The sequence below is a fragment of the Agrobacterium sp. 16-172Ci genome (genome assembly GCF_053522725.1).
Window position 1 is genome coordinate 259,914 of record NZ_JBNWBW010000001.1, and the last position, 13,971, is coordinate 273,884.

Consider the following 13,971-nt stretch of genomic DNA (forward strand, 5'->3'; position numbering starts at 1 on the left):
CCGAAATGGCCGCGATAGAAATCAGTCAGGTCTGCAAGGATTATCATGGCGGCGTGCGCGCCGTGCATCACGTCGATATTGACATCAGGGACGGCGAGTTCATCGTTCTCGTTGGCCCTTCCGGCTGCGGCAAATCCACGCTTCTGCGCATGGTCGCAGGTCTTGAGGATATTTCCGAAGGCACTGTGAAGATCGGTGACCGGGTGGTCAATCAGGCCGATCCGGCAGACCGGGATATCGCCATGGTGTTTCAGAACTACGCGCTTTATCCGCACATGTCGGTGCGCCAGAACCTGGAATACGGGTTGAAGAACCGCAAGACGCCGAAGACGGAGATCGATGCGCGTGTGGCCGAAGCCGCGCGTATGCTGCAGCTCGAACCCTATCTGGACCGCAAGCCGCGTGCCCTTTCCGGCGGCCAGCGGCAGCGTGTCGCCATGGGGCGCGCCATCGTTCGCAAACCGGCGGCCTTCCTGTTCGACGAGCCCCTTTCCAATCTCGATGCCAAGCTGCGCGTTTCCATGCGCGGCGAGATCAAGCGCCTGCAAAAGCGTCTCGGCACCACCTCGATCTACGTCACCCACGATCAGCTGGAGGCTATGACGCTCGCCGATCGTCTCGTGGTGCTGAATGGCGGCCGTATCGAACAGATCGGCGCACCGCTCGATGTCTATCATACGCCTGCCTCGACCTTCGTTGCGAGTTTCATCGGCTCTCCCGCCATGAACCTGCTGAACGCCGAATTGCATGGCGATAGCCTCGCCATCGGTCCGTCGCTCTTTGCGCTCAACGGTTTCGCGCCTGCCTCCGGCCCCGTGACGGTGGGCATGCGGGCGGAAGATTTCCGCCTCGCAGCGGCAGGTGAGCAGGGCTTCCCGATTCGGGTCGATTACATCGAGGAACTGGGTTCGCAGCGCCTTATCCACGGCATGATCGGCGACCAGAGCCTGACAGTTGCTTTCCCGCCGGATGTGGAGGTTCCGTCTGCGCTCTCCGTCACGATCGCGCCGGAAAAACTTCATTTCTTCTCCAGCGAAACCGGCAAGCGCATCGCCGGCAAAGCGGAGCAGCTCGTGGCGCAGCCCGCGCAAATGGCGACGGCCTGAGTGCTTCGCAGAAATCGGCGCGATGACTAAAATTGCGCCGATTGTCAAAACCGCTTCGTTACGATCCCGATGATAGAAGACCTCCAATATTTCACGGGGGTTTTCTAATATGTCCTTCAAAATGATGTTCGCCGCCGCAGCAACCATGGCGGTCCGCACGGTGCCGATATTGCCGGCCTATTTGCGCCGGTCAAAAGACGAAGTTGTCGTCAGCGCATCCTGCACCGATCTGCGGCTTCAGCCGGCCCCCATCAATCCGGAGTGGATCATTTCCGGCAACCCCCAGGCGCGCGCGGCGGATCATTCCAGAAGTGGCGACCGTGCGTCCAGCACCGCCATGTGGGATTGCACGGCGGGTGAGTTCCGCTGGTTCTTCGGCTGGGATGAAACCGTCTATATTCTCGAAGGCGAAGTGCATGTGACCGCGGAAGACGGTTCCATCAGCATCCTGCGGGTCGGCGATGTCGCTTATTTCCCTGCGGGAACATGGGCCACCTGGCGGGTGGATGATTATGTCCGCAAGGTCGCTTTCATGCGCCGTCCGTTCCCCAAGGCGCTGGCTTTTGCCTATCGCGTCAAGAACAAGCTGTTTGCCGGCCGTTCCTATAAGCTGGCGGCCTGAACCCATAGAACATTCCAGTCGGCGGGGACCTGCATGGCTTCGCCGACGGAATTGTGAAGGTTCAATAAAACTCACACAAACCACCGCTTGCAGCAGTTGCCTTTGAATGGTCGCTGCCCTACACCTTCAGGGTTTTCTGAAGCATTTCCGGGTTTCTACCGGTCCTGCAGGGAAGCTTGAAAAGGCGAGGCAATGGGCACCGCGGGCCGACAAAGTGTCCGCATGCTGCAAGAGGAACATGCGCATGGCGAAGATCAAGAACGTCGCGATCCAGATGGATCATGTCTCCGGCATCAATATCGCCGGTGACTCCACCTTCGCCATGAGCCTTGAGGCGCAGGCGCGGGGATACCGGCTGTTCCATTATACCCCCGAGCGCCTCTCCATGCGCGATGGCAAGATTTACGCCACTGTCGAGCAGATGGAACTGCGTGACATCAAGGGTGACCATTTCTCGCTCTCCGAACCGGAGCGCGTCGATCTGTCGACCATGGATGTCATCCATCTGCGTCAGGATCCGCCATTCGACATGGCTTACATCACCTCGACCCATCTGCTGGAGCGCATTCATCCGAAAACGCTGGTGGTCAACGATCCCGTCTGGGTGCGCAACTCGCCTGAAAAGATTTTCGTCACCGAATTCGCCGATCTGATGCCGAAGACGCTGATCACCAAGGATGTGGCCGAAATCGCCCGCTTTCGTAATGAAATGGGCGATATCATCCTCAAGCCGCTTTACGGCAATGGTGGCGCCGGCGTCTTCCATTCCGCGCGCGACGACCGCAATTTCTCTTCTCTGCTGGAGATGTTCGGCCAGATGTTCCGCGAACCTTATATCGCCCAGCAATATCTGCCTGATGTCCGCAAAGGCGACAAGCGTATCCTGCTGGTGGATGGCGAGCCGGTGGGCGCAATCAACCGTGTGCCGGCGGAAAACGACGCCCGCTCCAACATGCATGCCGGCGGCCGGCCGGAACCGACGGAACTGACGGCGCGCGAGAAGGAAATCTGCCGCCGGATCGGCCCTGCCTTGCGCGAGCGCGGTTTCCTCTTCGTCGGTATCGATGTGATTGGCGACTATATGACGGAAATCAACGTCACCTCGCCGACCGGCATTCGCGAAGTGCGGAAATTCGGCGGTGCCGATGTCGCAAGCCTGCTGTGGGATGCGATCGAGAAAAAGCGCGAAGCCCAGGATTTCTGAGGCGGGCTTTCGCCGGTCCAGCTTTGTTCCGCGAGTACAACTAGACACAACTAAAATACATCGTCAGCGAGAAATTGTTCGCTGGATGTTCTTGTTTTATTCTTTGCCCTGTGGCACGTTGCTTGCGGGTGGCCGTGATAAGGGTATGAAGCTCTGTTGATGCGGCCGGTTTGCGGGGGCAGGCCATGGTGGCAAGGGTCAATACGGTTGCATTTCAGGGCATAGAGGGTGTGCCCGTCGAGGTGCAGGTCATGGTCGCGCCGGGAAAGGTGGGCATCCAGATTGTCGGCCTGCCCGATAAGGCGGTGGCCGAAAGCCGCGAGCGGGTGCAGGCCGCCCTGCATGCCTCCGGTCTGGCACTGCCGGCAAAAAAAGTCACCGTCAATCTCGCGCCTGCCGATCTGCCCAAGGAAGGATCGCATTTCGATCTTCCCATTGCGCTTGGCCTCATGGCCGCTTTAGGCGCGATACCGGCAGAAATGCTGGCACGTTATGTGGTTCTCGGCGAACTCAATCTCGATGGCACCATCGGTATGGTTTCGGGCGCCCTGCCGGCGGCGATCGGCGCAAATGCGCTTGGCAAGGGGCTGATCTGCCCGGCTGAAAGCGGACCGGAAGCGGCCTGGGCCGGCGCCGGTATCGATATTCTCGCCCCGCGCAGCCTGATTGCGCTGGCCAATCATTTTCGCGGCACCCAGCTTCTCTCGCGCCCGACGCCCGCCATTCGCGCCAACCCGGTCAATCTGCCGGATTTAGCGGATATCAAAGGACAGGAGAGCGCCCGGCGCGCGCTGGAGGTGGCAGCCGCCGGCGGCCACAACCTGCTCATGGTCGGTCCACCCGGCTCCGGCAAATCCATGCTCGCAGCCCGCCTGCCTTCCATCCTGCCGCCGCTGGAGGCGGCGGAATTGCTGGAAGTGTCGATGGTCCATTCCATCGCCGGCCAATTATCCGGCGGCAAGCTTTCGGACCGCAGGCCGTTCCGCACCCCGCATCACTCCGCCACCATGGCGGCGTTGATCGGCGGAGGGCTTCGCGCCAAGCCGGGTGAGGCTTCGCTTGCCCATCACGGCGTTCTGTTTCTGGATGAGTTCCCGGAATTTTCGCCGCAGGTGCTGGATGCACTGCGCCAGCCGCTGGAAACTGGCGAATGCATCATTGCGCGGGCCAATCATCGCGTCAGCTATCCGGCGGAAATCCAGCTCGTTGCGGCGATGAACCCCTGCCGCTGCGGCATGGCGGGAGAGCCGGGTTTCACCTGCGCCCGAGGCCCGCGTTGTGTGACGGATTATCAGGCCCGCATTTCCGGCCCGCTGCTGGATCGTATCGATATCCGCATCGACGTTCCCGCCGTCTCCGCTGCCGATCTCATCCGCCCCGTCCCGTCCGAGCCGAGTGCGGCGGTTGCCGCCCGTGTCGCCCGGGCGCGCCTTGCGCAGCAGGAACGTTACGCGGCGGCGGGATTTGCCGCCATTCGCACCAATGCCCGCTGCACGACGACCCTGATAGAAAAATATGCCGAGCCGGATGCATCCGGGCTGCAATTGCTGCGCGATGCGGCCGAGCGGCTGAAGTTCTCCGCGCGCGGTTATCATCGCATTCTCAAGGTTGCCCGCACCCTGGCCGATCTGGATGGCAAACAGACGGTCGGCCGCATCCATGTGGCGGAAGCCGTGTCCTATCGTATCGCTGGCGAAAGGCTGACGGCGGCGGCATAGAACATTTCCAGTAAACGCACGAAGCGGTTTTTGGTGGGGAAGTGTGTAAAAACAAGTAATTAGAGCACATCTAACGATTCCGTTTAAACCGGATATGCTCCAGAAGGTCGCCTGTTGTACCTTCCCTGAAAAAACACTGTGCCGCCAGCGGAAGCCGGCGGCACATAAGAATATTCGCTACTCTGGCGCGCGATCCTTACCGCGCTTGAAAGCCTGGCTTAAAGCCCGAGGCCTTCGAAAAGCGCCGTCGAAAGGTAGCGTTCCGCAAAGGAAGGAATGATGACGACGATGTTCTTGCCGGCATTTTCTTCCCGCGCGCCAACCTTGATGGCCGCCGCCAGCGCCGCACCCGAGGAGATGCCGACCGGCACGCCTTCCAGCCTTGCCGCCAGACGTGCGGTTTCGAAAGCCTCGTCATTGGTCACGGTGACGATCTCGTCATAAATGCCGGTATCGAGGATGGCGGGTGCAAAACCGGCGCCAATGCCCTGAATCTTGTGCGGGCCGGGGTTGCCGCCGGAAAGAACCGGGCTGTCGGCAGGTTCGACGGCAATGACCTTCACCTCGGGCTTGCGGGATTTCAGCACCTGACCCGTGCCGGTGATGGTGCCGCCGGTGCCGATGCCCGAGACGAGAATATCGACCGTGCCTTCGGTGTCGTTCCAGATTTCTTCAGCCGTCGTCTTGCGGTGAATATCGGGATTGGCGGGGTTTTCGAACTGCTGCGGAATGATCGCGTCAGGCAGGGTCTCGGCCAGTTCCTGCGCCTTGGCGATGGCGCCCTTCATGCCCTTGGGGCCTTCGGTCAACACCAGTTCGGCGCCGAGCAGGGCCAGCATTTTCCGGCGTTCAACCGACATGGTTTCAGGCATGGTCAGGATCAGCTTGTAGCCCTTCGCGGCGGCGGCGAAGGCAAGCGCGATGCCCGTGTTGCCGGATGTCGGCTCCACCAGCGTGGTTTTGCCGGGGGTGATCTTGCCCTGCGCTTCCAGAGCTTCGATCATGGCGACGCCAATGCGGTCCTTCACGGAAGCGATGGGATTGAAAAATTCAAGTTTGGCGAGAAGGTTGGCCTTCACGCCCTTCTCCTTCGCCAGCTTGTCGAGCCGCACGATCGGTGTGTCGCCGATTGTTTCCGTAATCGAGGAATAGACGCGTCCGCGTCCGGGCTTTCTGGCTTCGGGCATGATGCTCTCCTGTGTAAAGACCGCAAGATTTGAGCGGCAGAATAGGAGCAATAGCTTTCGCAAGCTAGCGAACGTTCGTCCTAATATCCCTAAATTGCAGGAATAATTTCACGATAAATCGCATAAATGCACGAATTTGTTTTACGTGCTGCGGATCGCGATCATGGTGGCGGTTCCGGCCAGAATAGCCGCCGCCGTACGGTTGAGGATCGTCAAGGCGCTCGGCCTTTTCAGGAGGTTACGCGCCTTGGCCGCAAGCAGGATGTAAGGCAGGAGAACCGCCATCAGCACGACGAAGGTGATGGCGAGAAGTGTCGCATATTCCGAAGGGCCGATCATGCGGATATCGATCAGTGTCGGCACCAGCGCCACATAAAAAAGCATGGTTTTGGGATTGCCGAGGGTGATCAGCAGGCCGGACAGGAAGGACATGGACATGCTGGTGCTCTTCTTCGCCTTCAGGTCGTGCGGCAAGAGACCGGCGGTCCAAAGCTTCCAGGCGATATAAAGGAGATAGGCCGCGCCCGCGAATTTCAGCACCATGAAGGCTTCCTGAAAGGTCTGCGCGACGAAGGCCAGGCCCAGGATCACAGCGGTCAGGTAAATCATGTCGCCCAGCACCAGCCCGAGACCCATGAAAAAGGTTTCGCGAAAGCCCGAACCCAGCGCCCGCGCCACGATCGCCGTCATGCCGGGGCCGGGAATGGCGGCAGCGATGAAGAGGGCGGTGGCATAGGCGAAAAGGGTCGTCAGCGTCATGATCGTATTTCCCGAAAAATCCGCCAAATCCATAGCGAAATTGCCGGGTAAAGACAATCGGTCCGCGCTTCTGTCCCAGCGCTGTCGCTAAACGCCGGTGGAGCCGAAACCGCCGGCGCCCCGCGCCGTCTCAGAGGTCTCCGTCACTTCGCTCACAACAACCTGGGTTACCGGCGCGATCACCATCTGCGCAATGCGCATGCCGCGCTCGATGACGAAAACCTCCTGGCCAAGATTGGCGAGGATGACTTTCACCTCGCCGCGATAATCGCTGTCCACCGTGCCGGGAGAGTTGAGGCAGGTGATGCCGTTCTTGATGGCGAGGCCGGAGCGGGAGCGGATTTGCGCCTCATAACCCTGCGGAACCTCGAAGATGAAACCGGTCGGGACCAGGGCGCGTTCACCCGGTTGCAGGGTCAGCGGTTCACCGGCAGGTACGGCAGCGCGCAGGTCCATGCCGGCGGCGCCACGGGTTTCGTAGGACGGCAATTCGAGGTCAGCGCCATTGGCGAGGCGGACGAGCCGGAGAGGGGGGCGATTGTAGTTTTGAAGGGTCATCCGGCATTAGTTTGCCGAGATCGCGGCAAGGTCAATTGCAAATGCGGGCCTGAAACGCTAGATAGCCCGCAATTCCACAGGATTTGTCAGATGGCCGAAACACTTGCCGAGGCGGTCTCCCGCCGCCGCACCTTTGCTATTATCGCGCACCCGGACGCGGGTAAGACCACGCTCACCGAAAAACTGCTGCTGTTCGGCGGAGCGATCCAGCTTGCCGGTGAGGTGAAGGCGAAGAAGGATCGCATCCAGACCCGTTCGGACTGGATGAAGATCGAGCGCGAGCGCGGCATTTCGGTCGTCACCTCGGTCATGACCTTCGAATATAATGACCGGGTCTTCAACATCCTCGATACGCCCGGCCACGAGGACTTCGCCGACGACACCTACCGCACGCTGACGGCGGTGGATGCGGCGATCATGGTCATCGACGCCGCCAAGGGTATCGAGCCGCGCACGCTGAAGCTGTTCGAAGTCTGCCGCATGCGCGATATTCCGATCATCACCTTCATCAACAAGATGGACCGCGAAAGCCGCGACCCATTCGAGATTCTCGATGAGGTGGAAGAGAAGCTCGCGCTCGATACCGCGCCGATCACCTGGCCGGTCGGTCGAGCAAAGACCTTCTGCGGCGCCTATAATCTCGCCGACAGCACCTTCCGTGGCGTGGATACGCAGGTGGAAGCCATGCCGGTCAACGGTCCGCAGGCGGTTGCCGATCGTCTGCCGGAAAATGAGCGCCATCTTTTCGTCGAGGAAACGGAGCTTGCGCTGGAAGCCTGCCGTCCTTTCGATCGTCAGGCGTTTCTCGAAGGTCATATGACGCCGGTGTTCTTCGGTTCGGCGCTGCGCAATTTCGGTGTGCGTGATCTCATCAATGCGCTTGGCGATTTCGCACCGCCGCCGCGCGATCAGGTGGCGGACACCCGCACCGTCCATGCAGCTGAAGAGAAAATGACGGCCTTTGTCTTCAAGATTCAGGCCAATATGGACCCGAACCATCGCGACCGCATCGCTTTTGCCCGCATCTGCTCCGGCAAGCTGGAGCGCGGCATGAAGGCGCGGCTTGCCCGCACCGGCAAACAGATGGGCCTCACTGCGCCGCAGTTCTTCTTCGCCTCGCAGCGCCAGCTTGCCGATACGGCCTTTGCGGGTGACGTGGTCGGCATCCCGAACCATGGTACGCTGCGCATCGGCGATACGCTGACCGAGGGTGAAAACCTCGTCTTCCAGGGCGTGCCGAACTTTTCGCCGGAAATTCTCCGCCGCGTGCGTCTGGAAGACGCCATGAAGGCGAAGAAGCTGAAGGAAGCCCTGCAGCAGATGGCGGAAGAAGGCGTCGTGCAGCTGTTTTCGCCGGAAGACGGCTCGCCGGCCATCGTCGGTGTTGTCGGTGCGCTGCAGCTCGACGTGTTGAAGGAGCGTCTGATGGGCGAATATGGCCTGCCGGTCTCCTTCGAAATGTCGCGCTTTTCCGTCTGCCGCTGGATTTCTTCCGATCAGCCGGCGGAAATGGACAAGTTCCTCAACGTCAAGCGCGGCGATATCGCCCGCGATCTGGATGGCGATCCGGTGTTTCTGGCGCAGGACGCCTTCTCGCTCCGCTATGAGTCCGAGCGTTTTCCGGCGATCAAGATGGTCGCGATCAAGGAATATCACGTCGCCAAGGCGGCGTGACAAAGGCGTGATTGCACTTTGTATGCCAAGGGCTTAGTTTCCCCTGAAACGGGAAACTGGTCCGGCATCATGACGCTTTCAGGCAAACATATTCTCCTCATCATCTCCGGTGGCATCGCAGCCTATAAAAGCCTCGATCTCATCCGCCGCCTGAAAGAGCGCGGCGCGAAGGTGACGCCGGTGATGACGAAGGGCGCCCAGGAATTCGTCACGCCGCTTGCCGTCGGTGCACTTTCCGCCACCCATGTCTTCACCGATCTCTTTTCCCGGCAGGATGAACAGGATGTCGGCCATATCAGGCTGGCGCGTGACTGCGACCTCGTGCTTGTGGCGCCCGCCACCGCCGATCTGATGGCGAAGATGGCGCATGGTCTTGCAGACGATCTTGCCTCCACCATTCTTCTCGCGACGGATCGCAAGGTGCTGGTGGCACCGGCAATGAACCCGAAAATGTGGGCGGCAAAGCCCACGCTGCGTAATGCCGAAACGCTGAAAAAAGACGGCGTGTTTTTCATCGGACCCATGGCCGGTGAGATGGCAGAGAAAGGCGAGGCTGGTTTTGGCCGCATGGCCGAGCCATTGCAGATCGTCGAAGCCGTCGCCGCACTGCTGGATGAGGGGCCAAAGCCCCTGAAGGGCAGAACGGCGATCGTGACCTCCGGCCCCACGCATGAACCGATTGACCCGGTGCGCTACATCGCCAACCGCTCCTCCGGCAAGCAGGGCCATGCCATTGCGGCGGCTCTGGCGGAACTGGGGGCAGAGGTTACGCTGGTTTCCGGCCCGGTCACCATCGCCGATCCTGCCCGGGTCACGACGATCCATGTCGAGCGCGCCGAGGAGATGCGCGATGCGGTGATATCGAGACTGCCGGCGGATATCGCCGTCATGGTAGCCGCCGTCGCCGACTGGCGGGTGACGGGCTCGTCGGAGCAGAAGATCAAGAAGCAGCCGGGCGATGCCCCGCCGGCGCTGCAACTGACGGAAAATCCCGATATTCTCAAAACCGTCGGCCATCATGAAAAGCGCCCGAGAATTGTGGTGGGCTTCGCCGCCGAAACGCAGGATGTCGAGAAGAACGGCCGGGCGAAGCTGGAGCGCAAAGGGGCGGATTATATCGTCGCAAATGATGTTTCGGCGGAAACCGGCATCATGGGCGGAGACCGCAACAGCGTGAAGATCATTTCCGCAGATGGCATCGACGTCTGGCCGGATCTCGACAAGGCCGACGTTGCAAAACGTCTGGCGGCCCTGATCGCGGAGAAACTCGCATGAGCCTGTTCGATCGCAAGACTTTCGACAGGGTGCTCGGCAAATGGCCGGGCGTGCGTTTTGTCGATCAATGGGATTCCCATGTCGCCAAGGTGGGCGACAAGGTCTTTGCCGTGCTTGGCGAGCGGGAGGACTGGCGGCTGGTCGTGAAATGCTCGGAAGAGAGCTTCGAAATATTGACCTCGCTGGAAGGCATAGGGCAGGCGCCCTATTTCGCCAAACGCAAATGGATATCGATTGGCGATCATTCCCCGTTGGAACAGGAAGAACTGGAGCATTATGTGCGCCGCTCCTATGAGCTTGTCGCAGCCGGTCTGACCAAAAAACTGCGGGGCGAACTGGGTATCGTGATCGAGACTGCGCGTGCCCTGTAGTTTTTCGGTTCAGTCGAGCTTGGTGTCCTTGCCGATGATCTGGCGGACGCCTTCCTTGGTGAAGGGCTGCAGGAGCTGCGGCAGGAATCCTTTCGCAATCTTGCCCTTGATGCCGATATCGGTGGAAGAAGGCCTGTCGGGATTATGGTAGGAGCCGAAGATCAAATCGAAGAAGACGAGATTCTCGCCGTAATTGGTGTTTCCTTCCGGAAGCTGTTTTGAATGGTGCCAGCGGTGCAGGCGCGGGGTGCTGAATACGTAATCGAGCGGCCCCGTTTTCATATCGACGTTGCAATGGGTCAAAATACCGATGAATGCGGTAACGGCGCCCAGCCACCAGAAAACCTGTAGCGGCGCACCCATGAAATAGAGCGGAATCTGGCTGAGCGCGATCTTGAACAGGGAATCGGCCACATGGAACCGTCCCGTATTGACGACCCAGAGCCGCACGACGCTGTGATGCAGTGCATGGAAACGCCAGAAGAATACGGTTTCATGCGCAATACGGTGGGACCAGTAGAGGCCGAATTCGGCAATTGTCACCGCAAGGGCGACCTGAACGATCATCGGCAGATGAGACGGCCACAGGTCGAACCGTATGGCGGCGAGCGGCTGCAGCACATTGGCGGTCACCATCGGGAAGATTGCCGCTGCGGCGGCTGCGAGCTGGACGAGCCCTTTTGTCAAAAGCGTGTGGCCGATGCTGTTCACGGTCTCGCCATCACCCTCAAGCCATTGGATTTCGTAGGGAATATAACGTTCGAGAAGAAACAGGCTTAAAACCGCGCCCGCGTAGACGGTCAAAAAGGCCGCGATGGGATGGCTGCTCGTGAAAGCGAAATAGGACCCCACGAGGCCGCCGACGAACACCAGCGGCCACGACGAATAGGAAAGGGCCTCTTTCAGTACTTGCGCTTTTGCCATCAAAATCAAATCCCGTCCGGCATCGTCCGTCTATACCGCCGGCGCAATTCCGCGCAGGCATCAAAGCAGCCCTTACCCCGCATCGATCACCTGTCTCGATTGGAGATCAGGCCCTTATCGCTCCAATGCATTACACAAACATGGCACTCACCGGTGCCGAGATGCTCAGCTTATCCTGATGGCGATGTAAAGAAGCGTCAGGGCTATGACCCAGAGTGCCGCCCGTCCCCATTTGGTGTGGCGCGCTTCCGCCTTGCCGATAGCTTCCGCCGTCTGCGCGTCGAAACGCAGGCCGTTCTCGCTCATATACATCAACTCGGAATGCAGCTTTTCGGTCTTGGCGGCGATCTCCGGCGCTGCCTCGGCAAGCTTGAGGGCCGCCTTCACGCCGTCCTTCAGATCGGTGACGATGCGTTTCGGGCCGAGATTGTCCCTGATCCAGCCGCCGACGACGGGGTCTGCCGCCTTCCACATGTTGAAGCGTGGATTGAGCATGCGCGACACGCCCTCCACCACCACCATGGTCTTTTGCAGCATCACCAGTTCCGGCCGCGTTTCCATGTCGAAAAGCTCGGTCACTTCGAACAGCAGCGTCAAAAGCTTGCCCATGGAGATCGTTTCGGCCGGCTGGCCGTGGATCGGCTCGCCAATGGCGCGGATCGCCTGGGCGAAGCTTGCTATATCGTGATGGCCCGGCACGTAACCGGCCTCGAAATGCACTTCCGCCACCCGCATGTAGTCGCGGGTAATGAAGCCGTAGAGGATCTCGGCAAGGAAGCGGCGTTCCTTTTTGCCGAGACGTCCGGCAATGCCCATGTCGACGGCGACGATCTCGCCCTCAGCATCGACGAAGAGATTGCCGGGATGCATGTCTGCATGGAAGAAGCCATCGCGCAGCGTGTGCCGCAGGAAGGACTGGATCAGCGTGTCTGCGAGTTTGTTCAGGTCGTGGCCGGCGGCCTTCAACCCTTCGATATCCGACATCTTGACGCCGTCGATCCACTCCATGGTGACGACATCGCGCCCGGTGCGTTCCCAGTCGACCTCGGGCACTCGGAATCCGGGATCGTCCTTGGTGTTTTCCGCAAGTTCGGAAAGGGCGGCGGCCTCGAGCCGCAGATCCATCTCGATCTTGGTGGTCTGCTCCAGCGTGCGTGTCACCTCGACGGGGCGCAGGCGACGTGCGGAGCGGACGAAACGCTGCTGCAGATCGGCGATCAGATACATCGCCTCGAGATCGTTCTGGAAACGCTGGCGCACGCCGGGGCGGATGACCTTGACGGCCACCTTGCGCGGCCCCTTCGGCGTATCCACAATTGCCGGATGAACCTGGGCAATGGAGGCGGCGGCAATAGGATCGCCGAATTCCCTGTAGAGATCGGACACCGAACGGCCGAGCGAGCCTTCGATATTCGCTTTCGCCGCAGCCGCCGGGAAAAAGGCCATGCGGTCCTGAAGGCTCGCAAGATCGTCGGCGAAGTCGGCGCCCACCACATCCGGCCGGGTGGCGAGAAACTGGCCCATCTTCACGTAGGAAGGACCAAGCCGCTCGACAGCCACCGCCAGACGGTCGCTGCGCTGCGCCCTTTTCGCCTTGCTGCGGGCGAACGGTTTCAGCAGCGCTTTCAACAATTGGGCGGGAGCAGGCAGGTCATCGGAAGGCAGGGCCAGCACGACGCCTTCGCGCACGAGAACCCAGCCAACCCTTGCGAGGCGGAAATATGCGCCCAAAGTACTCATGCTTATGCTTGTCTCCTGCGTCTGCCGGCCATGGTCTTAAAGCTTCCAGCCGGAATGCAGGGCGGCGATGCCGCCGGTGTAATTGGTATAGGTGACGCGGGAGAAGCCGGCGGTGCGGATCATCGTCGCGAAATCCTCCTGATTGGGGAATTTGCGGATCGACTCGACCAGATATTGATAGGGCTCGGCGTCACCCGTGATCATCTTGCCGAATTGCGGGATGGCGTTGAACGACCAGGCGTCGTAAACGCGGTCAAGCAACGGCATTTCTACCTCGGAAAATTCCAGCACCAGCAGCCGTCCGCCGCGCTTCAGCACGCGATGCGCCTCCTTCAGCGCGACGTCGATGCGCGGCACGTTGCGGATGCCGAAGGCAATCGTATAGGCGTCGAAACTGTTTGCCTCGAAAGGCAGTTCCTCGGCATTGGCCTCTACGAAGGTCAGATTGTCGGAAAGCTTCTTTTTTGCCGCGCGTTCTTCGCCGACGGCAAGCATCGAGCCGTTGATGTCGAGAACGGTGGCATGCGCCAGGCGGCTGGAGGCTTCGATGATACGGAATGCGATATCGCCGGTGCCGCCGGCAACATCCAGAACCTTGTAGGACGCGTCCTTGCGCGGCGAAAGCGAAGAGACCATGGCGTCTTTCCACAGCCGGTGCAGGCCGGCCGACATCACATCGTTCATGATGTCGTAGCGTTTGGCCACCTTGTGGAAGACCTCGTTGACCAGCCCCTGCTTTTTGCCTTCGTCCACCTTGTGGAAGCCATAGGACGTTTCCATGCCGCCTTGGGCAGTGGTACGGGCGTCGGTCATCGTCTGTCTCCATATTTATT

The 13,971-nt window shown here is 60.2% G+C and carries 13 protein-coding genes; 7 read left to right on the forward strand and 6 right to left on the reverse strand.

From position 1 onward, the window contains the following. Positions 1-5 precede the first annotated feature (5 nt). The 4 genes from ACQZ40_RS01310 (at position 6) to ACQZ40_RS01325 (ending at position 4,650) form a co-directional block, all read left to right on the forward strand. Positions 6-1,106 carry a sn-glycerol-3-phosphate import ATP-binding protein UgpC gene (locus tag ACQZ40_RS01310; protein ID WP_448747256.1) on the forward strand — a complete coding sequence of 367 codons (1,101 nt, stop codon included), beginning with the start codon at positions 6-8 and terminating at the stop codon, positions 1,104-1,106. A gap of 109 nt (positions 1,107-1,215) precedes the next feature. Further along, on the forward strand, positions 1,216-1,728 hold the full coding sequence (locus ACQZ40_RS01315; protein WP_065654595.1) for a cupin domain-containing protein: 513 nt from the start codon (positions 1,216-1,218) through the stop codon (positions 1,726-1,728). Positions 1,729-1,972: 244 nt separating this feature from the next. Then, on the forward strand, positions 1,973-2,932 hold the full coding sequence (gshB, locus tag ACQZ40_RS01320) for a glutathione synthase (protein ID WP_065654862.1): 960 nt from the start codon (positions 1,973-1,975) through the stop codon (positions 2,930-2,932). A gap of 185 nt (positions 2,933-3,117) precedes the next feature. Further along, the gene (locus tag ACQZ40_RS01325) at positions 3,118-4,650 is read left to right on the forward strand and encodes a YifB family Mg chelatase-like AAA ATPase (RefSeq protein WP_448747257.1); all 1,533 of its coding nucleotides are present in this window, start codon (positions 3,118-3,120) and stop codon (positions 4,648-4,650) included. Positions 4,651-4,868: 218 nt separating this feature from the next. On the opposite strand, the gene cysK is transcribed toward ACQZ40_RS01325, so the two are convergent. The 3 genes from cysK to dut all read right to left on the reverse strand — a co-directional run bounded on the left by cysK (position 4,869) and on the right by dut (position 7,154). After that, positions 4,869-5,837: a cysteine synthase A gene (gene cysK / locus ACQZ40_RS01330; RefSeq protein ID WP_003520103.1), complete on the reverse strand. Its 969-nt coding sequence runs from the start codon at positions 5,835-5,837 to the stop codon at positions 4,869-4,871. A gap of 141 nt (positions 5,838-5,978) precedes the next feature. Beyond that, complete coding sequence (locus ACQZ40_RS01335) at positions 5,979-6,596, reverse strand: LysE family translocator (RefSeq protein ID WP_271044845.1); 618 nt, start codon at positions 6,594-6,596, stop codon at positions 5,979-5,981. Between the two features lie 87 nt (positions 6,597-6,683). Further along, positions 6,684-7,154 (reverse strand): dUTP diphosphatase, encoded by a 471-nt coding sequence (gene dut, locus ACQZ40_RS01340; RefSeq protein WP_271044846.1) that lies wholly within the window; start codon positions 7,152-7,154, stop codon positions 6,684-6,686. A gap of 90 nt (positions 7,155-7,244) precedes the next feature. On the opposite strand from dut, the gene ACQZ40_RS01345 reads away from it, so the two are divergent. The 3 genes from ACQZ40_RS01345 (at position 7,245) to ACQZ40_RS01355 (ending at position 10,474) form a co-directional block, all read left to right on the forward strand. Then, entirely contained in the window at positions 7,245-8,828 is a 1,584-nt protein-coding gene (locus ACQZ40_RS01345) for a peptide chain release factor 3 (protein ID WP_003520100.1), read from the forward strand. Positions 8,829-8,897: 69 nt separating this feature from the next. Further along, positions 8,898-10,103 carry a bifunctional phosphopantothenoylcysteine decarboxylase/phosphopantothenate--cysteine ligase CoaBC gene (gene coaBC / locus ACQZ40_RS01350; protein ID WP_448747258.1) on the forward strand — a complete coding sequence of 402 codons (1,206 nt, stop codon included), beginning with the start codon at positions 8,898-8,900 and terminating at the stop codon, positions 10,101-10,103. Further along, positions 10,100-10,474, forward strand: a complete 375-nt coding sequence (locus ACQZ40_RS01355; RefSeq protein ID WP_080855852.1) for an MmcQ/YjbR family DNA-binding protein — start codon at positions 10,100-10,102, stop codon at positions 10,472-10,474. The genes coaBC and ACQZ40_RS01355 overlap by 4 nt, the downstream gene beginning before the upstream one ends. Before the next feature lie 9 nt (positions 10,475-10,483). Here ACQZ40_RS01355 and olsE read toward each other — a convergent pair whose 3' ends face one another. From olsE to ubiE, 3 genes are all read right to left on the reverse strand, one after another. Next, the gene (olsE, locus tag ACQZ40_RS01360) at positions 10,484-11,398 is read right to left on the reverse strand and encodes an ornithine lipid hydroxylase OlsE (protein WP_080855853.1); all 915 of its coding nucleotides are present in this window, start codon (positions 11,396-11,398) and stop codon (positions 10,484-10,486) included. Between the two features lie 165 nt (positions 11,399-11,563). Next, positions 11,564-13,138, reverse strand: a complete 1,575-nt coding sequence (gene ubiB, locus ACQZ40_RS01365) for a 2-polyprenylphenol 6-hydroxylase (protein WP_338809979.1) — start codon at positions 13,136-13,138, stop codon at positions 11,564-11,566. Positions 13,139-13,174: 36 nt separating this feature from the next. Next, positions 13,175-13,951, reverse strand: coding sequence for a bifunctional demethylmenaquinone methyltransferase/2-methoxy-6-polyprenyl-1,4-benzoquinol methylase UbiE (gene ubiE / locus ACQZ40_RS01370; protein WP_448747259.1), 777 nt, complete (start codon positions 13,949-13,951; stop codon positions 13,175-13,177). Between the last annotated feature and the right edge of the window lie 20 nt (positions 13,952-13,971).

Coding starts and splice junctions, on each gene's coding strand:
- ACQZ40_RS01310 (WP_448747256.1), top strand. CDS start 6: ATGGCCGCGATAGAAATCAGTCAGGTCTGCAAGGATTATCATGGCGGC.
- ACQZ40_RS01315 (WP_065654595.1), top strand. CDS start 1,216: ATGTCCTTCAAAATGATGTTCGCCGCCGCAGCAACCATGGCGGTCCGC.
- gshB (WP_065654862.1), top strand. CDS start 1,973: ATGGCGAAGATCAAGAACGTCGCGATCCAGATGGATCATGTCTCCGGC.
- ACQZ40_RS01325 (WP_448747257.1), top strand. CDS start 3,118: ATGGTGGCAAGGGTCAATACGGTTGCATTTCAGGGCATAGAGGGTGTG.
- cysK (WP_003520103.1), bottom strand. CDS start 5,837: ATGCCCGAAGCCAGAAAGCCCGGACGCGGACGCGTCTATTCCTCGATT.
- ACQZ40_RS01335 (WP_271044845.1), bottom strand. CDS start 6,596: ATGACGCTGACGACCCTTTTCGCCTATGCCACCGCCCTCTTCATCGCT.
- dut (WP_271044846.1), bottom strand. CDS start 7,154: ATGACCCTTCAAAACTACAATCGCCCCCCTCTCCGGCTCGTCCGCCTC.
- ACQZ40_RS01345 (WP_003520100.1), top strand. CDS start 7,245: ATGGCCGAAACACTTGCCGAGGCGGTCTCCCGCCGCCGCACCTTTGCT.
- coaBC (WP_448747258.1), top strand. CDS start 8,898: ATGACGCTTTCAGGCAAACATATTCTCCTCATCATCTCCGGTGGCATC.
- ACQZ40_RS01355 (WP_080855852.1), top strand. CDS start 10,100: ATGAGCCTGTTCGATCGCAAGACTTTCGACAGGGTGCTCGGCAAATGG.
- olsE (WP_080855853.1), bottom strand. CDS start 11,398: ATGGCAAAAGCGCAAGTACTGAAAGAGGCCCTTTCCTATTCGTCGTGG.
- ubiB (WP_338809979.1), bottom strand. CDS start 13,138: ATGAGTACTTTGGGCGCATATTTCCGCCTCGCAAGGGTTGGCTGGGTT.
- ubiE (WP_448747259.1), bottom strand. CDS start 13,951: ATGACCGACGCCCGTACCACTGCCCAAGGCGGCATGGAAACGTCCTAT.